Annotated in this window: 17 protein-coding genes; 5 read left to right on the top strand and 12 right to left on the bottom strand. The window is 63.3% G+C overall.

The window, feature by feature from the left end:
* Positions 1-29: 29 nt before the first annotated feature.
* Entirely contained in the window at positions 30-1241 is a 1212-nt protein-coding gene (gene bcsN, locus Mame_RS04895; RefSeq protein WP_079920692.1) for a cellulose biosynthesis protein BcsN, read from the bottom strand.
* Between the two features lie 402 nt (positions 1242-1643).
* Here bcsN and Mame_RS04890 point away from each other — a divergent pair, with 402 nt between their 5' ends.
* Complete coding sequence (locus tag Mame_RS04890; RefSeq protein WP_155122023.1) at positions 1644-4532, top strand: hypothetical protein; 2889 nt, start codon at positions 1644-1646, stop codon at positions 4530-4532.
* A gap of 28 nt (positions 4533-4560) precedes the next feature.
* On the opposite strand, the gene Mame_RS04885 is transcribed toward Mame_RS04890, so the two are convergent.
* The 3 genes from Mame_RS04885 to Mame_RS04875 are packed head-to-tail and all read right to left on the bottom strand — an operon-like array spanning position 4561 to position 7614.
* Positions 4561-4791 carry a DUF2093 domain-containing protein gene (locus Mame_RS04885; protein WP_018064868.1) on the bottom strand — a complete coding sequence of 77 codons (231 nt, stop codon included), beginning with the start codon at positions 4789-4791 and terminating at the stop codon, positions 4561-4563.
* A gap of 33 nt (positions 4792-4824) precedes the next feature.
* On the bottom strand, positions 4825-6678 hold the full coding sequence (mutL, locus tag Mame_RS04880; RefSeq protein ID WP_018064869.1) for a DNA mismatch repair endonuclease MutL: 1854 nt from the start codon (positions 6676-6678) through the stop codon (positions 4825-4827).
* 51 nt (positions 6679-6729) lie between these two features.
* Entirely contained in the window at positions 6730-7614 is an 885-nt protein-coding gene (locus tag Mame_RS04875; RefSeq protein ID WP_018064870.1) for an SMP-30/gluconolactonase/LRE family protein, read from the bottom strand.
* 679 nt (positions 7615-8293) lie between these two features.
* Between Mame_RS04875 and apbC the strand changes: the two genes are divergently transcribed.
* Positions 8294-9400 carry an iron-sulfur cluster carrier protein ApbC gene (gene apbC / locus Mame_RS04870; RefSeq protein ID WP_018064871.1) on the top strand — a complete coding sequence of 369 codons (1107 nt, stop codon included), beginning with the start codon at positions 8294-8296 and terminating at the stop codon, positions 9398-9400.
* Between the two features lie 155 nt (positions 9401-9555).
* Here the strand turns inward: apbC and Mame_RS04865 are convergent, their stop codons facing one another.
* The 4 genes from Mame_RS04865 to Mame_RS04850 all read right to left on the bottom strand — a co-directional run bounded on the left by Mame_RS04865 (position 9556) and on the right by Mame_RS04850 (position 16311).
* Positions 9556-11169 (bottom strand): BCCT family transporter, encoded by a 1614-nt coding sequence (locus Mame_RS04865; protein WP_018064872.1) that lies wholly within the window; start codon positions 11167-11169, stop codon positions 9556-9558.
* An 80-nt stretch (positions 11170-11249) separates the two neighbouring features.
* Positions 11250-11666: a universal stress protein gene (locus tag Mame_RS04860; RefSeq protein ID WP_026173487.1), complete on the bottom strand. Its 417-nt coding sequence runs from the start codon at positions 11664-11666 to the stop codon at positions 11250-11252.
* Between the two features lie 244 nt (positions 11667-11910).
* A complete protein-coding gene (locus tag Mame_RS04855; protein WP_418287793.1) occupies positions 11911-13740 on the bottom strand; it encodes an ABC transporter ATP-binding protein in 1830 nt (609 codons plus the stop codon).
* 150 nt (positions 13741-13890) lie between these two features.
* Entirely contained in the window at positions 13891-16311 is a 2421-nt protein-coding gene (locus Mame_RS04850; protein ID WP_018064876.1) for a beta-mannosidase, read from the bottom strand.
* A 171-nt stretch (positions 16312-16482) separates the two neighbouring features.
* Here Mame_RS04850 and modA point away from each other — a divergent pair, with 171 nt between their 5' ends.
* From modA to modC, 3 genes are read left to right on the top strand one after another with little or no spacing between them, the layout of a single operon-like run.
* A complete protein-coding gene (modA, locus tag Mame_RS04845) occupies positions 16483-17232 on the top strand; it encodes a molybdate ABC transporter substrate-binding protein (RefSeq protein ID WP_018064877.1) in 750 nt (249 codons plus the stop codon).
* A gap of 37 nt (positions 17233-17269) precedes the next feature.
* On the top strand, positions 17270-17935 hold the full coding sequence (gene modB / locus Mame_RS04840; protein ID WP_018064878.1) for a molybdate ABC transporter permease subunit: 666 nt from the start codon (positions 17270-17272) through the stop codon (positions 17933-17935).
* Positions 17932-19008, top strand: coding sequence for a molybdenum ABC transporter ATP-binding protein (gene modC, locus Mame_RS04835; RefSeq protein ID WP_018064879.1), 1077 nt, complete (start codon positions 17932-17934; stop codon positions 19006-19008). Before modB ends, modC begins: the two co-directional genes overlap by 4 nt.
* On the opposite strand, the gene Mame_RS04830 is transcribed toward modC, so the two are convergent.
* The 4 genes from Mame_RS04830 to Mame_RS04815 are packed head-to-tail and all read right to left on the bottom strand — an operon-like array spanning position 18998 to position 22678.
* A complete protein-coding gene (locus Mame_RS04830) occupies positions 18998-19975 on the bottom strand; it encodes a LysR family transcriptional regulator (protein ID WP_018064880.1) in 978 nt (325 codons plus the stop codon). The two genes, modC and Mame_RS04830, sit on opposite strands and share 11 nt — an antisense overlap.
* A gap of 40 nt (positions 19976-20015) precedes the next feature.
* On the bottom strand, positions 20016-21047 hold the full coding sequence (locus Mame_RS04825; RefSeq protein ID WP_018064881.1) for an ABC transporter ATP-binding protein: 1032 nt from the start codon (positions 21045-21047) through the stop codon (positions 20016-20018).
* Between the two features lie 10 nt (positions 21048-21057).
* The gene (locus tag Mame_RS04820; protein ID WP_018064882.1) at positions 21058-21861 is read right to left on the bottom strand and encodes an ABC transporter permease; all 804 of its coding nucleotides are present in this window, start codon (positions 21859-21861) and stop codon (positions 21058-21060) included.
* Positions 21854-22678 (bottom strand): ABC transporter permease, encoded by an 825-nt coding sequence (locus tag Mame_RS04815; protein ID WP_018064883.1) that lies wholly within the window; start codon positions 22676-22678, stop codon positions 21854-21856. The genes Mame_RS04820 and Mame_RS04815 overlap by 8 nt, the downstream gene beginning before the upstream one ends.
* Between the last annotated feature and the right edge of the window lie 145 nt (positions 22679-22823).

Here is a 22823-nt window from a genome sequence, read left to right as displayed (position 1 = left end):
GTCCCTTCCCCTCAAACCGCCGCCGAAAACTACTCGCAGCTTACCGTCGTCGAACCCGGCAGCAGGCGGCACGGCGGCGCCGGGATTGACCGGCTGGACGACGCCGGCGCGGCGAAGCCCGTCGCAGCCGAGCTGGCCGGCGCTGTCGTCGACGAGGCGGCGGCTGGACGCGCGGGAACCGGGATGCTGGTCGAGGCCGGCGCGGAGGTCGGAGCGCCGATAGTCGGCGAGACAGTCGACGGCACAGCACTTGTCGACGCCGCGGGCGTTTGCCTTCCAGGTGCCGGGATGGTCGAGGCCGGCGCGCCCGCTGCGGGCAGGCCGGGCGCATAGGCCCCGGGCATGGCGGGCGTGCTGACATAACCGCCCGACGGCAGGCTTCCCGGCGGCAGGCGCACGACATCGACATTGATCTCGTCGCCGGTTGCGACCGGACGGGTCGTGACACGGGTCACCGGCGCGGTGCTGGCGGAGGAGGACTTCAGCACCTTCTCGGTGTCGGCGACGCGTTCGGGCCTCGGGTCATAGGCCTTGCGCGGATAGGTCGGGGCACCGGTCTCGCCCAGAAGCGGCGGCGGGCCGGCCTGCTCGCCATAGGGGTTCCAGCCATAGGCATCGACCGCCGCGGCAATGGTGTAGCCGTACATGATGCCGAGCAGGTCGTCCTCCGAGGCCCCGGCCTCGCAGAAGCGCACCCGCACCTGGATCGTGCCGGCTTGGCCGAAAGCCGCGAGGCTGTCCTGTCCCGGCCTGATCTGCTGCCAGCCATACATGCAAAGATCGTCGCCCCGGCCATGGCCGAAGGCATAGCCGAACGGGCCGTAATTGTTCTGCACATAATAGGGCGATCGAACCATGCGCACGCCGGGCAGTTGCTCGCGCATCTCCTCATCAATGCGGCGGTCGGTGATCGACTGATAGGACAGGCTGTTACCGTTCATGCGCGCATAGTTGCGGGTGCCGAAGAAGACGGCGTGGATCGCGTTCTGGCCGGGCGTGCGCGCATCGGTTCGCAGCATGATCTGCTGGTCGATGGCGTTTGAAAACTGTTCCTCGAGCACGGAGACGATCGCCGGTCCGCCGGGCGGCGGCATGATCACGGCCTCTTCCGGCAGAAGACTGCGCACCGAAGACGTGTACGGCAGCAAATTGCCGGCGCAGCTTGCCAGAAGGCCCGCAGCGACGAGGCCCAAAGCCGCTCGGCAGCGGGACCTGATCTGACGGGCAACGGCAATCGACATCTTTAAGCACACCTTGGTTTATCGCCGCCTGGGGCGGCAGAAAGCCCGAACCGGTCTTTTGTATTTCACATTCATATTTTTCAGAGTTTGGTAAACAAAGAGCTAACGCGACATCAGGGGAACGCACCGGAAAATTAACAATTTCTCTAAAACTTCGCTGCTATTCGCCCCGGTTTTTAATATTTCTTAACGACAATACGTGTTTGTGGTGAATCAAATGACGTTCGCCGCAAGCCGGATACAGGGACCCGACATGCCAAGCCGCGCAAATTCCGCTGCACCCAAGGTTGAAGGCCTCCGCTATCGCGACAGCGCCGGTGCGGGCGGCGAACACACGGGCAATAATGCGGGCACAGCCGGTTCCAGCACAGGGAACGGCCGCTCGGCCGGAGTATGGATACCATGAAGCTGACTTATGTTGCACTGACGGCAGGCGCGATCGCCATGATCGGTGCAATCAGCATGGGCAGCATGGGCGCGCCCGGCCGCAAGCTTCCGGTCTCCACCGCGCTGGCCGAGCCGACCGAGGCATTCAGCCAGGCCTATGAGCAAATCGTCAACGATGACGCGCCAGCGCCCGCGCCGGCGGCCGAACCGCGCTTTTCGGCGGTGAACGAAGCCCAGGCCCAGGAGCCCTCCACCAATCTGCGCAATCTGCCCGACAGCCCGACGCCGCAGACCAATGCCAGCACCTCCCAGCCAGCCCAGCAGCCTGCCGCCCAACCGACCCAGGAGCCGGAACGTCCGGCGGTCGATGAAAGCGCGCTGCGCTATTTCGCCCAGCAGGGCGACCTGGAACGTCTCCAGGCGGAGATCTCGCGGCTGCGCTCGCTCTATCCCAACTGGACGCCGCCGGCCAATCCGCTGGCCATCGAGGACGGCGAGGACGAGCAGCTTAACGCCATGTGGCAGGCCTATGCGCGCGGCAATTACGCCGAGGTCCGCCAGTTGATCCAGACCCGCCAGACCGAAGAGCCCAACTGGCTGCCGCCGGCCGACCTGATCGACCGCCTGCAGATCGCCGAAAACCGGACCGACCTGCTGAAGGCATCGGAAGACGGCGACTATGAGAAGGTCATTGATCTCGCATCACAATCGCCAAGCATCCTGACCTGCGCGGAAATCAATGTCCTGTGGCTGGTGAGCGAAGCCTTTGCCAAGACCGACAAGCTCAACCGCGCGATGGACAGCTACACCTATATCATGAAGAATTGCGACAATACGCAGGAGCGTCTGGCCACGCTGCAGAAGGCGCTGGCCGTCATGCCCTATGAGGACATGAAGACGCTGATCGGCTTCGAGCGTCCTGATGAACAGGACATGCCCGAATTTCAGGAGATCAGCGAAAACCTGCTGCGCGACCGCTTCGCCGAAGCCGGCGACGACGAAACCATCGTCATCTCCCCCGACGATCTGGCGGCAATGGAGAAACTCGCCAACACCTCCAATTCGGCCAATGATGCGGAGCTGCTAGGCTGGTATTTCCTGATCCGCGGCAGCGAAAACGCCGCCGAACCATGGTTCCGCAAGGCCCGCGATGAAGGTGATTCGGCCACGATTTCGCAAGGGCTGGCGCTGATCCTGATCGAACAGGACAAGGCCGAAGAGGCCGAGTCGGTGATGTATCCCTGGCGCAATGACAGCGATGAGGCGCTCGACACCTATCTCAATGCCGTGGTCCGGATGCTCGGCCGGATTCCGCGCAAGGACTATCCCACCGATGTCCTGAGCCGCATGGCCGACGTCATCACCGAAGCCAAGAGCATGACCGCCGCCCAGCAGTTCGGCTGGTACTCCAAGGATTTCAACCAGCCGCTCGCAGCGCTGCAATGGTTCGAGGCAGCACTCTCCTGGCAGCCGTGGTATGAGCCGGCAGCCTATGGCGTGACCCTGACGCTCAACGACATGAACTACAAGCCCGGCGTCTACCTGATGCAGAAGATCTGGGCGCCCTATTCCGAGCGCATCGCCTGGCTGAACGACCCCAACGCGCCGGTGACCACGCTTGAAAACATGATGGCGACCGTGTTCGAGCTGACGGTGCTGAAGGAAGCAAACGGCACCAGCCGCACCGTGGCCGTGCCGATCGCCGAGATCGATCTCGCCACCGGCCAGCAGACCCCGATCGGCGCGACCGCCATGCCGTCATCGCCCGGACAGCCGCAGAATGGCGTGGCCCTGACCGCGCCGGTCGCAGCGCCCGGCGCGCTCGGGCTCGGCGCGGAGGCTGATACCGCGCCCGCCAATTACGTGCCGGAATATTACCAGTATTACTATGGCGGCGGCGCGGCGGCGCAATCGGCAGCGCCGGGCAGCCCGGCAAGCCGCGTCCAGGCGCTGGAGCGCCTCAGCATTCCGCGCTCAATGATCCGCACCGATCCGGTGACCGGCGTGCAGACCGTGACCGTGCTGAATACCGCGCTTCAGCCGGAGCAGAACCGCTATCAGCCGTCCGCGGCCCAGATCCAGGCGGCGTTCTACACCACCGGCCAGCCCTCGGAGAAAACCGAAATCTACCGGTTCGACGAACAGGCCTACGCCAATCGCGACTATCTGCGCCAGTTCCAGGTCGCCTATTATCTGAACGTCGTCGGCGCCGCCGATGCCAGCGGCGACCAGATCATGGTTTCCAGGCTTCCGGCCGGCACCCAGTTGCCTGAAGGCACGGCGATACCGGTTGCCGACGCCGAACCGGCCGTGGTGCGCACATCGAGCTCGACGTCGACCCGGCGTGTGGCGTCCAGCGGCGGCACGTCTTCCTCCTCCGGCTCAAGCTGCTGGAGCGGACGTTCCGCCGAAAACCTGTCGCCAGATGCGGCGCTGCGCCAGGGCTGGTGCCTGATGGATCTGCAGCGCCCGACCGAGGCCGCCCGCGCTTTCGAGACCGCGCTCGGCTCGTCATCGGCGAAAAACCGCGAGGAAGCAGCCTATGGCCAGAGCCTTGCCTATATGCGCCTCGGCCTGACCAACAAGGCCGCCGTCGCCGCCTCCCAGGAGCCGCTCAGCCGCGAACGCCAGCTCAACCTGCAGGTCGACATCCTCTCGGCGCGCGCGATCGCCGCCTATCAGGGCGGGCATTATCAGGACGCGCTGCTGCTCCTGAACCAGCGCAACCAGCTCGCGCCCGAGGAAACCGGCCTGATGGTGATCAAGGGTTATGCCTATTACAATCTCGGCCGCTACACCGACGCCCACAAAGTGTTCAGCGCGCTTGCCGAAATGGGCAACCCAAAGGGCATGGAGGGCCTCGCGCTCACCCGCAACAGGCTGGGCCTGCCGGGCAGCAACTGACGACGCGAGCGGACGCTAGGCTTGGAGTTTACGCCTTATCCGTCGGAAGCGCGCCTGCGCGCTTCTCCGCCTCGAAAGAGGCCTCGGCATCAACATAGGCCTCCTGGCGGGCGACGCTCCAGTAGCGCAGCTCCTCCAGCGGAATGTGCCTGCCGGTGATGGCGCAGACCACATAGGAGCCGGGCGTCACAACCTCGAAATTGGCGTCGAGATAGCGGATCCGCGCCGCGCCCTTGCCGCTACCATCAAAGATATTCACCGCTTGATCTCCAGTTCCGAATGCGTTGTGCCATCAGCGCCCGAACAGGCGCTCGATATCGGCGAGCTTCAGTTCGATATAGGTCGGCCGGCCGTGATTGCACTGGCCGGAACCCGGCGTCGTCTCCATCTGCCTGAGGAGAGCATTCATTTCGTCGACGCGCAAGCGCCTGCCGGAGCGCACCGAACCGTGGCAGGCCATGGTTGCCGCCACGCTTTCGAGCTTCGCACGCAGGCCATCGGCGGTCTCCCACTCGCCAGCCTCGTCGGCAAGCTGGCGGATCAGCGCCGCGGCATCGACCTCGCCCAGCAGCGCCGGGGTCTCGCGCACGGCGAGCGCGCCGGGGCCAAAGCGCTCGAACACGAGACCGAGCCGCGCAAGCTCGTCGGCAAACGGCATCAGCCGGTCGCAATCCTCCTCCGGCATGTCCACGATTTCCGGGATCAGCAGCATTTGCGAGGGCAGCCTGTCCTTGGACAGGGCCGTCCGCAGCGCCTCGTAGACGAGGCGTTCATGAGCGGCGTGCTGATCGACGATGACAAGGCCGGTATCGGTCTGGGCGACGATATAATTCTCATGCACCTGCGCGCGCGCCGCGCCTAGCGGATGGTCTGGCGAGGGCTGGACGGCCGGGCCCGGCTCCTCGCCGCGCGCCGAGGGCGTCGCAAAGCCTGCAAAGCCGGCTGGGGCTTCAGCGAAACCGGTCGCCATTTCGCCGAAGCGCGGCGCGGCCTCTTCGCGGAAACCCTCCGGCCGATAGGGCGATTGCTGCGGAGACCATTGCGCATTGGTCGCCCGCTCATAATCGCCCCTGTAGACCCGCGATGCGGCGGCGGGCTCGGGCGAGAAACCCGGGCGGAACGCCCTCAGCATCGCATCAGCGCCGGTCGAGGACGACCGGTCGCCCGCCCGCGTCAGCGCCTCGCGGATCGCGCCGACAATCAGCCCGCGCACAAGTGCTGGATCGCGAAACCGGACATCGGCCTTGGCCGGATGGACGTTGACATCGACCAGCGCCGGATCGAGCGAGAACCACAGCACGGCCACCGGATAACGCCCCTTCGGCACCGTCTCGGCATAGGCCGCGCGGATCGCGCCGAGAAGCAGACGGTCCTGCACCGGCCGGCCGTTGACGAAGGCGTAGAGATGGCCGGAATTGCCGCGGTTGAAGGTCGGCACGCCGGCAAAGCCGGAAAGCGTCACATCCTCGCGCGCGGCATCGATCTCGATCGCGTTCGCCCTGAAATCGCGGCCGAGCACCTGGGCGATGCGCGCCAGCCGGTCGTCGCCGGTCGCCGGCAGTTCCAGCGTGGAACGATCCGAGCCCGACAACACGAAGCGCGTTGCCGGGAAGGCGAGCGCCATGCGCTTGACCACCTCGGTGATCGCACCGGTCTCGGCGCGCTCGGTCTTCAGGAATTTCAGCCGGGCCGGCGTCGCGAAAAACAGGTCGCGCACCTCGACGATCGTGCCGGCATTGACCGGGGCCGGCTCCGGTTCGCCGGAACGCCCGCCTTCCAGCGCGATGCGATAGCCCTCGCCCGCCTCGCGCGTGCGGCTTGAAATCGAAAGCCTTGCGACAGAGCCGATCGAGGGCAGCGCCTCACCGCGAAAGCCGAGCGTGCGGATATCGGTGAGGTCCGCGGTGATCTTGGAGGTGCAGTGCCGCCTGACCGCGAGCGCCAGATCCTCGCGGCTCATGCCCGAGCCGTTGTCGGTGACCCGAAGCAGCGCCTTGCCGCCACCGGCGGTCGCGATCTCGATCCGGGTCGCCCCGGCATCGAGCGCGTTTTCGACCAGTTCCTTGGCGGCGCTCGCCGGCCGTTCGATGACCTCGCCGGCGGCGATCTGGTTGATGACGGTTTCGGAAAGCTGTCTGATGCTCATGGCGCATTCATAACAGATTCGCGTCCCCGCACCACGGGGATTTGGCCTCTCTCAGCGGCCGGCGCGATAGGCCGGATCGAAGCGCGGCTTGGCGCCGGTGACAAGCGCGAATGTATTGCCGGCATTGGGCTCCTCCTCGACGCGCGTGTCCTGCGCGGCGCTCGTCACCATCATCCAGCCGCCGTCACGGCCGATAAAGGCCGGGCAGGTCGGCTGGCGGGCGGGAAGCTGATAGCGCGCCTTGAGCTTGCCGGCCGGATCAAACTGGTCGAGGACGCCCGCGCCAAAGCGGGCGTTCCAGATATTGCCGTCGCCATCGCAGACCGCGCCGTCCATGCCGCCGGCCATATGCGCGGTATCGATGAACACGCTGGCCGGGCCCGTCGGCAGGCCGGTCTCCGGCGCGATCGGAACCGACATCAACTGATTGACATCGGTATCGACATAATAGCCGGTCGCCCCGTCCGGCGAAAAACAAATCGCGTTCGGGATGGTGATCTTGTCGAACAGCTTGGTCACCACGCCTTCCAGCACATGGTAAATCGCGCCGGCGCCCGTTTCGGCGTTCTTGCCCATGGTCGACACCCAGAATGCACCGGAGGCATGAACCCGGGCATCGTTGGAGCGTGTGACGGCGTTATCGGCCTCGATCGCCACATGCAGCGACAGCGCGCCGGTGGAGGTATCGCGGAAATAGAGCCCGGTCTCGGTGGAGATCACCTGGCGGTGCTCGTCCACCACCGCCAGAGCGCTCGCCATTTCCGGAAGCTGAATGATCCGGCGCTCGCGGGTGGACGCGTTCAGCAGATGCAGCTTGCTAGCATTGATGTCGAACCACCAGATCATGTCGGTGTCGCGGTCATAGCCCGGCCCCTCGCCAAGCGACATCCGGTCCGTCACCAGGATCCTGCCCTCAAATACGGTCTCTGTGATCATTGTCTCTCCCGATGCCCCTCATTTCTTTTTGTGTTGCCGCCGCGCCTACCACGGAAATTCCCGACCTTTCCAGAGGAAAGACTTTTTCAGCGGAAAGACAAGGCCCGGCAATCAATCAAGCGCTCAGTTTGACCATATGCCAGGATGGAAGTCCCCCGCCGGCACTTCGATTCGCATTTTTTTCAAGACTGCGGCTGAAGCCGGCGAAATCGCGGCAGAGGCTTAAAAAATAAGCGGAGTCAATAATTTGTGCAGTGCAGCAAATCGAACGGAGGCCCTTCTCCCACTACATTGAGTCTAAATCATTGTTCCAGCCGTAAAAAAGCTGCTTGCAAAGGCAAACCGAATAGTCCATCTTCTCGACAGTTCCAGAGGGGATGAAAACAAATACGCGCCCAAGAGCGCGGACTTAAGATAATAGAAACGCCGGCGCCGTGAACCTTCGGGTTCCTTCACACGCGCCGGCGTTTCTATCGTTTTGCTTGGACCATCCCCCGCTTTGTTCTGTCGCGAGACTTGCCGCCGCGCTTTGTCTGGCCACTCCGGTTGTCGGCCCCTTGCCGAAAAACCATCCTATCGCAGGATCGGATTCCGGCTTTGCCATTGGCGCGTGCGGCATTTCCCACTATCTAGGGCGTACGCAATTCCGGCGCTGCCGGAAAACCCGGGAATCCGTCTCATGACCGAAATCACCAGCCAGCAGGTTCTCAGAAGCCTCGAAGCCGTCAACCTTCCCGATGGCAAACCGCTTGCCTTCAGCGGGCTTGTCTCCGACATTTTCGTGACCGACGGAAAGATCTATTTCTCGCTGACCGTGCCGGGCGGAGACGCAAAAGCCTTCGAGCCGGTGCGGCAGGCCGCGGCCAAGGCGGCCGAAGCCATCCCCGGCGCAAGACAGGCCTTCGTGACGCTGACCGCAGACAAACCGGCCAGCGATCAGAAACCTCGCTCGACCGAGCCGCCGAAAAAACCGGAACAGGCCGCCAAGCCGGATATTCCCGGCATCGGCTCGATCATCGCGGTCGCTTCCGGCAAGGGCGGCGTCGGCAAATCCACGACCTCCGTCAATCTGGCGCTTGGCCTTGCCGCCGAAGGGTTGAAGGTCGGCCTGCTCGACGCCGATATTTACGGGCCGTCGATACCAAGGCTGTTCGGCCTGTCCGGCCGGCCGATGCAGGGCCCGGGGCGCACCATCATGCCGATGGAAAAATTCGGCCTGAAGGTGATGTCGATCGGCTTCCTGGTCGATGAGGGCACCGCCGTGATCTGGCGCGGGCCGATGGTGCAGTCGGCGCTGATGCAGATGCTGCGCGAGGTTGCCTGGGGCGAACTCGACGTGCTGGTGGTCGACATGCCGCCGGGCACGGGTGACGCCCAGCTCACAATGGCCCAGCAGGTGCCGCTCGCCGGCAGCGTGGTGGTCTCGACCCCGCAGGACCTGGCGCTGATCGATGCCCGCAAGGCGATCGCCATGTTCAACAAGGTCTCGGTGCCCGTGCTCGGGATCGTGGAGAACATGAGCACCTTCATCTGCCCCGATTGCGGCGCGACCCACAATATTTTCGGCCATGGCGGCGCGAAAGACGAGGCAGACAAGATCGGCGTGCCGTTTCTGGGCGAGGTGCCGCTTGCAATCGACATCCGCGAAAAATCGGATGCCGGCACGCCGGTCGTCGTCGACGATCCCGGCGGATCGCATGCGGCGGCCTACCGGTCGATCGCCAAGGCCGTGCTGGACGGGCTCAACGCCCGCACCCGCACGGCGCCGTCCATTGTTTTCGATTAAATCCGCTTCGGGAAAAGCGGTATCCGGTTCCCGCAGCGGCGCGCGACGATCCGCGGTCTTCGCTCGAAGCACGGCTTGATTGCGAAGCTCCCGCTGACACAGAAAAGCGGCGTCCGCGTGGAACGCCACTTTTCGCTTTGAAAGAAGCGGCGCGTTTACCGCGGCTCGCTTCTGAGCCCCTTGATGATCGCAAAGCAGGCCAGCAACAGGACGAAGGTGAACGGGAAGCCCGTTGATACCGCCATCGCCTGCAGCGCCGTGAGGCCGCCGCCGAGCAACAGCGCGATCGCCACAAGACCCTCGAAGCTTGCCCAGAACACACGCTGCGGCACCGGCGCATCGACCTTGCCGCCGGCGGTGATCGTGTCGATCACGATCGAGCCGGAGTCCGACGAGGTCACGAAGAACACGATGACGAGGACGATGCCGATGACCGATGTGATCGTCGCCAGCGGCAGCGCCTCCAGCATGATGAACAGCTTCAGATCGAGCGGCGCGTCGGCCAGCGCCTCATAATTGTTGACGATGATTTCGCGGATCGCGGTATCGCCGAACACCGTCATCCATACGATCGAGACCACCGACGGAATGACCAGCACGCAGGTGATGAACTCACGCACCGTGCGGCCGCGCGAAACGCGGGCGATGAACATGCCGACGAAGGGCGACCAGGAGATCCACCAGGCCCAGTAGAACGAGGTCCAGCCATCCAGGAAGTTCTTGTCGGAGCGACCGAACGGGTTGGCAAGCTCCGGCAGGTAACGGGCATAATCGACGAAATTGGTGAATATGCCGCCGAGAATGGCAAGCGTGGGTCCGACGACGATCACAAACAGCAGCAGCAGGGCCGCAAGCGCCATGTTGATCTTCGAAAGCCGCTGGACGCCGGCATCCATGCCCGCGACCACCGAGGTAAGCGCGATGCCGGTGATGAAGACGATCAGCACCACCTTGGAGACCTCGCTCACCGGCAGGCCGAAAATGTGGTTGAGGCCCGCATTGGCCTGTTCCGCGCCGATGCCGAGCGATGTCGCAAGCCCGAACAAGGTTGCAAGCACCGCCAGCACGTCGATGATGTGGCCCGTCCAGCCCCAGACGCGTTCGCCGAAAATCGGATAGAACACCGAGCGCATGGCGAGCGGCAGGCCCTTATTGTAGGAAAACAGCGCGAGCGCCAGCGCGACGATGGCGTAGATCGCCCAGGGATGAAGCGCCCAGTGGAAAATCGTCGCCGACATGGCAAGCGACTGCGCCTTCACCGTGTCGCCCGCCGCGCCGCCGAGCGGGGCCCAGCTATCCGGCGTGCCTGCATTCTCCGCGACAGACGCGGTGTAATGCGAAATCGGCTCGGAAACGCCGTAGAACATCAGCCCGATACCCATGCCCGCGGCAAACAGCATCGCGAACCAGCCGGTATAGGTATAATCCGGCTTTGCGTCCGCGCCGCCGAGGCGAATCTTGCCGTAGGGCGAGAAAATCAGATATATGCCGAGCAGCACGAAGACATTGCCGGCCAGAAGGAAGAACCAGTCGAAGGTCGAGGTCAGCCAGTCGCGCATGCCGTTGAACACGGCCTCAGCCTGGTTCTGAAAGGCAAGCGTGACCAGCACGAAGGCGACGACGGCAAGACCCGAAATCAGAAAGACCGGGTTATGGATGTCGAGACCGAACGGCCCGATACTGGTGGTGATATTGTCCTGACCGATCTCGTAATCGGTGTCGATGATGTCTGTCTCGCCTTCAGGCTCGGGTATCCCCGTGTCGGACATATAATATCTCCTTGTTTCACTTCGACGCATCGGCCCGGACCTGGCGTCCGACGATCCGCGATGTCGAATCTTCAAACGGCTCAGCCGCGAACCAGCAGCACCGATGCCTTGGTATGCGTTGCAAGCTGGCCGCCATGGGAATGCATGAAATGGTCGGCAAGGTTGGGCACGTGGGTTGCCATCACCACCAGATCGCAGCCGAGTTCATCGACGGCGCGCGCAAGCGCCTGGTTGATGTCGACCGCCGGATCGTGGGCGACGACGACATGAATGTCGGTCGTCAAACCGTGTTCGGATTGCTGCGCTTTCGCAAAGGCCTCAAGCTTCTGCCGGTATTCTTCCGGATTGTGGCCAAGCGCCCCCGGCGCCGATGACGTGACGCCGACATAGACGACGGATGCGCCAAAGAGCTTGCCGATGTCGCCTGCAGCCTTCAGGCCGCGCTCAAGCTTCTCCGCATGGGCCAGATCGACGGGTACCATGATTTTCGTAAACATCGCGATTCCTGGATTTGCGGGTTTGCCGACCCGCCGGTTTCCTTCCCTCTTCCACAATCCCTGTGGGGCTTTCGCCAGCACGACATATGCCGATCACGAAAAAGCCACATTCTGTTTAGCATTTCGCCGCATGCCCCGCAAATCGAGCGAGGCATATTGTCGCTACACCGGGCTGAAGCGGACGCAAAAAAGCCATGGCGTGCAAGGGCAGCCATGGCTTATCAAAAAAATCGGAGGACGGCGATCAGGCCTCTTCGAGCTGGGGCAGAATCTGCAACTCGTAAAGGCGCCGGTAAGGCCCGTCATGGGCGAGAAGCTCGCGCTGCGGCCCCTGCTCCAGGATCTTCCCGTTTTCGAGAACGACGATGTTATCGGCCGACGTGATCGTCGCCAGGCGGTGGGCGATCACGATCGTGGTGCGATCCTTGGTCAACCGCTTCAGCGCATCCTGCACCAGCGATTCGGCATAGGAATCAAGCGCACTGGTCGCCTCGTCGAGGATCAGGATATCGGCATCGCGCAACATCGCGCGGGCGATTGCCAGGCGCTGTTTCTGGCCGCCGGAAAGATTGCCGCCGTTTTCGCCGACGGGAGAATCATATCCTTGGGGCATGTTCATGATGAAATCATGCGCATGGGCATCCTTGGCGGCCTGGACGATCTCTTCCTCGGTCGCCCCCTCGCGGCCAAGCGCCAGATTGTCGCGAACCGTGCCGTTGAACAGGAACGTGTCCTGGCCGACATACGACATATGGGCGCGCAGCGAGGCAAAGGAAACCTGCCTCAGATCGAGGCCGTTGACCTTGATCGACCCCTCATCAGGATCGAACATACGCATGACGAGATTGATGATCGTGGACTTGCCGCCACCCGATGCCCCGACAAGCGCTGTCGTCTTGCCCGCCGAAAAAACAAGATTCAGATTTTCAAACAAGGGCTTGTCAGGAGCATAGGAGAAGCCGACATCTTCGAAGACAATCTCTCCGCCGCCCTCTTCGGGTATCGGTCTGGCGTTTTCGGCTTCCGTCAGCTGTATCGGATGATCCTTGATCTCGTACATCATGCGCACGCCAACCATGGCTGCTTCAAGATTGATCCGCATGCGCGCCAGCCGCTTGGCCGGCTCATAGGCGAGCAGCAGTGCCGTGATGAACGACATCAGTTCGCCGGGAGTCTTGTCGCCGCCAACGACCCACAATCCGCTCAGTGCAATCACGCCGGCAATGGCAAGCCCGGAAAGGGTTTCCATGATTGGACTGGTGGCCGCCGAAAGGCGGGCGATGGAATTGGCGCGATGTTCGACCTGCGTGACGCTCTGGTTCATACGTTCGCGCATATGCTCTTCCAGGCCAAATGCCTTGATGATCCGCACCCCGGTCGAAGCTTCCTGCACGCCTTCGATGATCTTGGTGACCGCCGTCAATTCCTGACGCATGATGTCGCGGACCTTTTTGGTCAGATAGCGCACGCCCAGAAAGGCCGCAGGGCCGAGAATCAGAGTTACGAGCGACAGAATTGGCTGCTGAATGAACATCACCACCAGAAGACCAATCAGCGAGAAGAGATCGCGGACGGCAGAGGTCAGCACGAGATCCATAACCGACCGGGCAGCCTGCGCGTTGTTCGTCAGGCGCATCACCAGGTCGGAGGACGGATGTTTGATAAAGAAATTCAGATCCTGCCGAAGAATGCGATCGAAGATGCGCTTCTGCGTCACGGCAATGATGTTGTTGCCGGCCTTGCTGAGAATGACGATCTGAAAATAGGTTGCTATGCCCTTGACGATGAAGATCGTCGCAACCCCGCCGGCCAGGAAAAACATGCGCTGCATGTCCTTCGAAACCACGGTTTCGTTGACGATATCCTTCATGATCCATGCGCTCATGGACGTCATCGCCGCGACAATCAGCATGGCGACCGTCGCCAGAGCATACCACGGAGCCTGGGCCCGCAGATTTTCCGACAGCAACCGATAAAGCAAGCTGCGGTTTGCCATAGGAATAAAGCGCGCGAGTACTCTGTCGAGAAGACGCTTGAAAACAGAGGTTCTGGGCATTGGGATGCGTTGTTCCATATCGATTCGGGCCCTTCGCTGTCGCGCGGCAACACTGTCGTGCGCTCATCGTCCCATTCGGCATTGGGCGCCGACAAATAGGCCAATCGTCTCGCAAGAGCAAGACCCACGCATCAGGGGTACCGAAGAAGAGGACGGGTGTGTGTCTTCTCAGCCCTTCAAATACCGCAGCTCAGGCGCCCTTTCCCGACCAAGATGCGAGGTCCGCCTGCGGGTCACTGTCAGCATCTTGTCTTCACCCGGCAACAGCGTGAAGCAATTGTCGGAGTAGATGTCGTCGCCGCCGTGATCATAGGTGACGTAAAGTGCCGGCCGGTCGGTAGAAAGCATGATCCGGTCCTCTTCCGCATGGACGGTGATCTTCGGCTCCCCGAAGCGATAGGCTTTCGGCCGCTGCGGCAGATACTCGTTTTCGCCGAGATGATTGCCTTCGCCATCGCGCCAGTCGAACAGCAGGAAGGTGCTGTCGCCAAGGCTTTCGGGACGGATGCGGGCGATCTCCACCACCGTCTCCACGCTGGTGACCACGTCATAGGTACCCAGTTCAAAGACCGTGCCGTCGGCGGCATTCACGGTGCGCAGCCTGACGGTGATCGGCTTTTCGTCCTCGATATCGGAGACCGCGAACAGCACGATCGCGCCGGTATCCGGGTCCGGTTCCGCCGTCACCATCAGCGGCGCGAAGAAGCGGCGGGCGAGATATTGCGTGGTCTTCCAGCCGCCGCCATATTCGAGGCTCGACCAGCTCGCCACCGGCCAGGTGTCGTTCAACTGCCAGAACAGCGTGCCCATGGTGCGCGGCTTGTTAGAACGCCAGAACTCGATCGCCGTCTTCATCGCCAGGCCCTGCGAGAGCTGGCTCAGATAGACCATGTCCTCGAAACTGTCGGGGAAGCGGAAATAGCGCGCGATGGTCTCCACGATCCGGCTGTTGCCGCCGATATTGCGCTGATGGACGTCCATGACGGCGGAGGAGACATTGCGGTCTTCCGGCGCGGTGAAGCTTTCGATCACCCGCATGGAGGGGAAGGACTGGAAGCCGAATTCCGAGCAGAAGCGTGGGCGCACCGTGCGGTAGTGCTCGAAATCCTTGGCCGAGTGCCAGACATCCCAGAAATGCATGTCGCCCGAGGTGTCGACGTGCCAGCCATCGCCGAAATCGAGCCGCCCGACCGAAGGCGATGACGGCCGGAACGGCAGGCCGATATCCTCGTCCTCCACCGCTTCCTCGAGCGCGTGGTTGAGACGGTCATAGATCGCGAGATAGCGATCGCGGTCGTTGATGCTCTCCTCGTACCAGCTGAGCGCGCCCACCAGTTCATTGTCGCCGCACCACAGCGCGATCGAGGCGAAGCGCGACAACCGGCGCAATTGCTGGCGAGCTTCCGTGCGAACCAGATCGAGAAAGCCGCGTTCATGGGCGGGATAGTGGCTGCAGGCGAACATGAAGTCCTGCCAGACCATGATGCCGAGTTCATCGCAGAGTTCATAGAACCAGTCGGCCTCATACTGCCCACCGCCCCAGACGCGGATCATGTTCATATTGGCCTCGACCGCCGAGAGCAGCAGGTCGCGCACCTGGTCGGGCGTGGCGCGGGCCGGCAGCGCATCGCCCGGAATCCAGTTGGCGCCCTTCATGAAGATCTCGCGGCCATTGATCTGAAAGGCGAAGCGATGGCCGATCTCGTCGGCATTGGTCAGCAGAGCAACGCTGCGCAGGCCGATGCGGAAATCGCGGCGCTGGCCGGCCAGCGACACCGCAAGATCGTAAGACGCCTGCTCGCCGTGGCCCACCGGCCACCACAGCCGGGGATTTTCCACCCGGACGGTCACCGTGACCCGGTTTTCGCCGGGCCAGGCGGTCAGCATGCCGGTCGCCCGCTTGCCATCGATTTCGACCGCCGCCTCGGCCTCATCCGGCGCAAAGGCGAAGGCGTGGAAGGTGACGTCCAGTTCCACCGCGCCGCTCGCGTGACGCTGACGGATCGCGACATCGTCGAGCCTCAGGTCGCCGGTACGCACCAGCGTGATATCGCCGTAGAAGCCGAGCGGCGACAGCGCGATGCCCCAGTCCCAGCCGCCATGGCACTGCGCCCGGCGCAGGAAGTTGAAATGGCCGATGCGGCTGTTCTTGGTATAGGGAATCGGGAAGTCGGACGCTTTCGCGCGCTTTTCCGCCTCGCGCGAATTGGAGAGAAACCGCACCGCGATCTCGTTTTCGCCCGCGCGCAAAAGCTCCGTGACGTCGAAATCATGGCGCAGGAACTGACTTTCGCAGCGCCCGGCGGGCTTTCCATTGACGCTGACCTCGGCCAGGCAATCGACGCTCTCGAAGCGCAGCGTGAAGCGGCCGCCATCAACATCGGCAAGCTGGAAGCGCTTGACGGCGACCCACTCGGCCTCGTGAACCCAGTCGGTTCTTGGTTCGTTGTCGCGGTAATAGGGATCTTCGATCGCGCCCGCGGCCAAGAGCGCGGAATGGACATCGCCGGGCGCCGACAGCGTGACGGAACTGTTGTGAGCGTCGGAGGAAAACACCCAGTCGTCGTTGAGATCGATAATATCCGTCATGCTGCGTCCGTCCGTTCGATTGAAACGACACCTTACTAAAGGCTTTTTGGTTCTCTCTAAACCGATTTTAAAGGGGGGTCGGCAGAATTTTGCGGCGTCTTGTCGCGCAGGGCCCGTTTGACCGGCGCGCGATCAGCAGGCACAGTTCCCGCACCCGCCCCGGAGACCAAGATGCGCCGTATTCTGTTTCTCGCCCTCCTGTTTTTGCCATTTTCGCCGATACCGGCCGCCGCCGGCGAGGTCACCGTCGCCGTTGCCGCCAATTTCACCGGAACCGCCGAGGAGATCGCCGAGGCCTTTCGCGAAGAGACCGGCCATGACGCGGTGCTGAGTTTCGGCTCGACCGGCAGGCTCTATGCCCAGATCATTCACGGCGCGCCCTTTGACGTGTTTCTCGCCGCCGATGAGGAGCGCCCCGCGCTTGCGATCGAAGAAGGATACGCGGCTGAAGGCAGCGCCTTCGTCTATGCGCTCGGCGCGCTGGTGCTTTACAGCGCCGATCCAGATCTCGTAGATCCGGAAGGCGCGGTGCTCTTCCATCCCGAACGCTTCGGCAAGCTGGCGATCGCCAATCCGCGCACCGCCCCCTATGGCGCAGCGGCAGTGGAGGCGATGACGGCGCTCGGCGTCTACGAGACGCTCGCGGAACGGCTGGTCGAGGGGGAAAGCATCACCCAGGCCTACCAGTTTGTCGCCACCGGCAATGCCGCGCTCGGCTTCGTCGCGCTGTCTCAGCTTGTCGGCGAGCCCGGCGGTTCGCGCTATGAAGTGCCGACCGATTTGTACAGCCCGATCGCACAGGGCGCGGTTCTTTTGAAGAAGGGCGAGAACAATATCGCGGCGCGGGCGTTTATGAGCTTCCTGAAGGGCGATACCGCCCGCAAAATTGTCGGAAATCACGGCTACCGGCTGCCGTCGTGATTCCTGGCATTCGGGAATGGGCCCTGGAGCGGACATAATGTGGGAAGCCGTATTCCTGACGCTGAAACTTGCCGGCGTCACGACCGTGTTCTTGATGATATTGGGCGTGCCGCTCGCCTGGTGGCTGGCGCGGTCGCACACATGGTGGAAGGAAGTGATCGGTGCGATCGTCGCCCTCCCCCTGGTCCTGCCGCCGACGGTGCTCGGCTTCTATCTGTTGATTGCGTTGAGCCCCCAAAGCCCGCTCGGCGCTGCCATCGGCAAGACAATCGGCTTCACCCTGCCCTTTACATTCGCGGGTCTCGTGGTCGGCTCGGTGATCTATTCCCTGCCCTTTGCCGTGCAGCCGGTGCGCAACGCCTTCGAGGCGATCGGCAATGATCCGCTGGAGGCGGCCGCGACGCTCCGGGCCGGCCCGGTCGACCGCTTCTTCTCGATCGCCCTGCCGCTTGCCCGCCCCGGCCTCATCACCGGCGCGATCCTCGGCTTTGCACATACCGTCGGCGAATTCGGCGTGGTGCTGATGATCGGCGGCAATATTCCCGGCAAGACCAAGGTTCTGTCGGTGGCGATCTACGACTATGTCGAGACCCTGCAATGGGGCAAGGCGCATATCCTCGCCGCCGGCATGCTGGCGTTTTCCTTCCTCGTCATCCTGTCGACAATGCTGATCGAGCGACGCATGCGGAGGCGCTTTCCATGACCGGTGACAGACTTTCCGCCCGTTTCGCCGGCCGTTTCGGCGCGTTTCTGCTCGATGCGTCCTTCCGGTTTCCGAAAAGCGGCGTCACCGCGCTGTTCGGCCCCTCCGGCTGCGGCAAGACCAGCCTGCTGCGCTGTTTCGCGGGACTGGAACACCTGCCCGACGGCGAATTTTCGATCGATGGCGAGGTCTGGCAGGACGGCAGTCACTTCCGCCCGCCGCATCGCCGCGAGGTCGGCTATGTGTTCCAGCAGGCCAACCTGTTTCCCCATCTCACCGTCAGCGCCAACCTTCGCTATGGCGAGAAGCGGGCGAAGCGCGATGGCAAGGCGCGGTTCGATGAGCTGGTCGCGTTGCTCGGTCTTTCCGCTCTTCTGGAGCGCATGCCGGCGCGGCTTTCCGGCGGCGAGCGGCAGCGGGTCGCGATCGCCCGCGCGCTGCTTTCGCAGCCGAAACTGCTGTTGATGGACGAACCGATGTCGGCGCTCGACATCCACGCGCGCCAGGAGATATTCCCCTATCTGCAGAACCTGAGGCAGAGCCTGTCCATCCCGGTGCTCTACGTCACCCACGCGCCCGACGAGGTGGCCCGGCTTGCCGATCATCTGGCGGTGATGCGCGACGGGCGCGTTATCGCCGCCGGCCCCACCGCCGAGACGCTCGCACGCCTCGACCTGCCGATGGCGCATGAGCGCCGGGCCGGAATAGCGATCGACGCGCGGATCGCCGATATCGACCTGCGCTGGCAACTCGCGCTTGCCAAGTTCGAGGGCGGGGCGCTGTGGATCGCCCATACCGGCAGGGCGGTCGGCGAGCCGGTGCGCCTGATGATCCATGCCCGCGACGTCTCGATCGCGCTCACCGAAAATCTGAATGTCTCGATCATCAACCGCGTGCCCGCGATCGTCCGCGAGATCGCCCGCGGCGACCATCCCTCCGTCATGATCGTGCATCTGGAGATCGGCAGCAGGCTGATCATGGCGCGGGTCACCGCCCGCTCGGCCAATCTCCTCAGCCTGCAGCCCGGCATGGCCGTCTATGCCCAGATCAAATCGGTGGCGATCATCGATTGATGCGGCCGCGATCCTGCTCGGCAGTAGCGGACCCGCCATCCCCCGGCACCCAGGCGCTTTCCGAGGACACCTTGCGGCAGAATTCGGCGGCGCTGCTGCGGGCATGATCGGCGACGCTGCGCAGGATGTTCTGGCCGACGGTCGTCTGGTAGGTGGCGACGATCGGCATCGGCGGAAACGGCTTGGTCACGCTCACCCGGCACAGCAGGCCGTTCTCCAGCTCGCGCGCGATCGCGACCGAGGGGATCGCCGCGAGGCCGAAGCCGCCAATCAACAGATTGATCATCGCAAACAGCGAGTTGGAACTCGTCAGCTTGGAGGCCAGTACCCGTTCGTCCTGAAAATAGGGCGCGACATAGGCATAGGGCGGCGTGCCCTTGGGGAAGGTGATGATCGGCATCCGCGACAACTCGTCGACGCTGTAGGTGGTATTGCGGTCGACCACCGCGGGAGCCGCGGCCCAGACCATCTCGTAATAGCAGATGATGAAGGAGCGGAAACTGTCGCCGATCGCGGGCTCGATCCCGAAGATCAGATCGAACTCGCCATGGGCAAGGCCGGCGATGAGGTCGCGCGTCCCCTCGATCGTCAGTTCGACCCTGAGGTTCGGCATCGCCTGGCTCAGCGCCTCGATGAAATCCGGCATCCAGGTGGCGACCACGGAATCGATCGCGCCGATGCGCACGATATAGGCGGCATCGCTGCCGCCCTCCTTGAGATCGGATTTCAGCGTGTTGAGCTTTTCCAGCACCTCCTGGAACACGCGCAGCGCTTCCTCGCCCGCCGGCGTCAGCCGGAATTCGCGGTCGCCGCGCTCCACAAGCCGGCAAGCGTAATCGCGCTCGAGAATGGCAAGGCGCGAGGAAATCGCCGGCTGGGTGGTGTTCAGTTCCCGGGCGGTGCGGCCGAAATGCCGGTTGCGGGCGAGCGCCACGAAGGTGGCCATGTCGATGATGCGCATCGCCATACGCTACCAGCCTCCACGCGGTCTCACAATCAAAAGTGGGTCAGCGGGCGAGAACGCGAATGCGTTCGGGATCGATGGAAAGCACGACCTCGTCGCCCGGCTGCAGCACGGTTTCGTTGTCGGTGAGAAGCCGGATGGTCTCGCCGGCAAGGCTCAGCACATAGCGGTTTCGCGCGCCGAGATAGACGCGGGTCTTCACCGTGGCCTTCAGCCCCTCGCCTGAAGCTGCGACGGCCAAATCCTCCTGCCGCAATACGACCGAGACCGGCCCGGCCGGCGCGTCTGCGGAAACCGCGAGGCGTTGCCCGTCCTCCAGCACCGCGATGCCGCCCGCCTCAAGCTCTCCCTTCAACACATTGGCCGAGCCGATGAAGCCGGAGACGAACGCGGTCGCCGGGCGGGCGTAGATCTCGGAAGGCGCGCCCTCCTGCTCGACCTTGCCGGCATTCAACAGCACCACCCGGTCGGAGAGGCTCAGCGCCTCCTCCTGGTCGTGGGTCACGAACAGCGTGGTCAGCCCGAGGCGGCGGTGGATCTCGATCAGCTCCACCTGCATGTCCTCGCGCAGCCGGGCATCGAGGTTGGAGAGCGGCTCGTCGAGCAACAGCACTTTCGGGTTGGAAACGATCGCGCGGGCAAGCGCCACTCGCTGCTGCTGGCCGCCGGAGAGCTGGCGCGGGAAGCGGTCGGAAAGATGACCGAGCTGCACCGTCTCCAGCGCGGCCTTGACCCGCTCATCCTGCTCGTCGCGCACGCCGATGCGACGCATGCGCAGCGGAAAGCGGACATTCTCGTAGACGCTCAGATGCGGCAACAACGCGTAGGACTGGAACATCATCGCGATATCGCGCTTTTCCGGCGGCAGCCCCGTCACATCCTGGCCATCAATGACAACATGCCCGCCGGTGACGGCCTCAAGGCCGGCAACCGTGCGCAACAGCGTGGTCTTGCCGCAGCCGGATGCGCCGAGCAGGCTCACGAACTCGCCGGAAGACAGCGCGAGGTCGATGCCGTGGAGAACCTCCACCTTGCCGTAGGACTTCCTGATCCGATCGAGATGAATATCCGACATGATTATATTCCTAGGCCGAGGCGAATTTCCGGATACCGAGCACGCGGTCGATAACCAGAATGAGGATGACGGTGAGCGCGATCATGATCGTGGAGACCGCAGCGACGGAAGGATCGGGACTGAATTCGAGCTGGCCGTAAATCTGCACCGGCAGCGTGGTCATGTCCGGGGTGCGCAGGAACAGCGACAGCACCGCCTCGTCGAACGAAATGTTGAAGGCGAAGAACGCGCCGGCGGCAAGCCCCGGCCGGCATTGCGGCAGCACCACGAACACGAGCCGCTGAATGCGCCCCGCCCCCATGGTGCGGGCCGCCTCCTCGATGAAGGGGTCGGACTCGCTCAAGACGGCAAGCGTGGTGCGCACCACATAGGGCAGCGTGATCGCGGTATGGCCGATCCACAGCGTGATGAAGGAGACCGGTCCGAAGGCGGCGCTCCAGAACATCAACAGGCCGATGGCGTAGATGATCGTCGGCAGGATCAGCGGCGACAGGAACAGCGCGCCGAGCAGTTCCGATTGCGGCAATTGCCGGCGGTGGATCGCGATCGCGGCCGCGCCGCCGATGGTGACGGAGGAGAGCGTCACCAGCAGCGCGATGCCGAGGCTCAGGGCGCCGGATGAGAGATAGGCGCTCGACGACAGCACCTTGTGATACCATTCGAGCGAGAACCCTTTGGGCGGAAAGGCGATGAACTGGTTGGCCGAAAACGAGGTGCCGATCACCACCACCAGCGGCGCCAGCATGACCACCACGATCAGCGCGATGAACACGACCGTCACGATCTTCAGCCACAGCGGAACGGCCTTAACCATGACGGCCTCCCGTCAACCTGAAATAGGGGATGAGGGTGAGCGCGATGCCGAGGAACAGGATCACGGCCTGGGCGGCGGCGAAATGCCAGTCGAGCGTCTGCGTGACCGAGGAATAGATCGAGGCCGCCAGCACCTGGAGACGCGGTCCGCCGAGCAGGCTCGGCGTCACGAACGAACTTGCCGAAAGCGTGAAGGCCAGAAGCGAGCCGGCGGCGATGCCCGGCATGGCAAGCGGCAGCACCACATGCCGAAACGCCTGCAGGAACGAACAACCCATGGTCCGAGCCGCCTCTTCCAGCTTTTCATCGATGCGGCTGACGACGCCGAGTATCGACAGCGTCATGAACGGCAACAGCACCTGCACCATGCCGATCACGATCGCGGTTTCGGTGCGCATCAGCGTGAAATTGCGCTTCACCAGTCCGAGATCGTAGAGCGTCGACGAAATGATACCGCCGCGTTCGAAGATCACCATCCAGCCAAAGGTGCGGATCACCACGCTGGTCATCAGCGGCAGCAGGATGACGATGATCAACCACAGCCTGAGCCGGGGCCCGGCGCGCGCCATGATATAGGCGAGCGGAAAGCCGACCAGCGCCGAGATCAGCGTGATGATGAAGGACAGCCGGATCGTGCGCCACAGCACATTGAGGTAATAGGGCTCGCGGATGAATTCGGCAAAATGGGAAAAGGTGAACCCTTCCGGCCCCATGACCGACAGCATCAGCATGCGCGCGATCGGCAGGAAAAACGCCAGCGCCAGCAGCAGCAGGCCGGGCGACACCAGAAGCGCGTTTTCTGCACGGTCGGACTTCATCCGCTGGGTTTCCTCTTGTTGATGCCGTGTGCCAAGCAAGCGTCTATCATAACGCACCCAACCGCATAGCCCGCCAATCTTCTCGCCCCGGAGGGGAGAGATGTCGCGACAGCGACAGTGAGGGGGGAGTTTCTCCCCACCGAGG

It is taken from the genome of Martelella mediterranea DSM 17316 (assembly GCF_002043005.1).
GTDB lineage: Bacteria > Pseudomonadota > Alphaproteobacteria > Rhizobiales > Rhizobiaceae > Martelella > Martelella mediterranea.
This window is presented reverse-complemented; position numbering and strand designations above follow the sequence as displayed.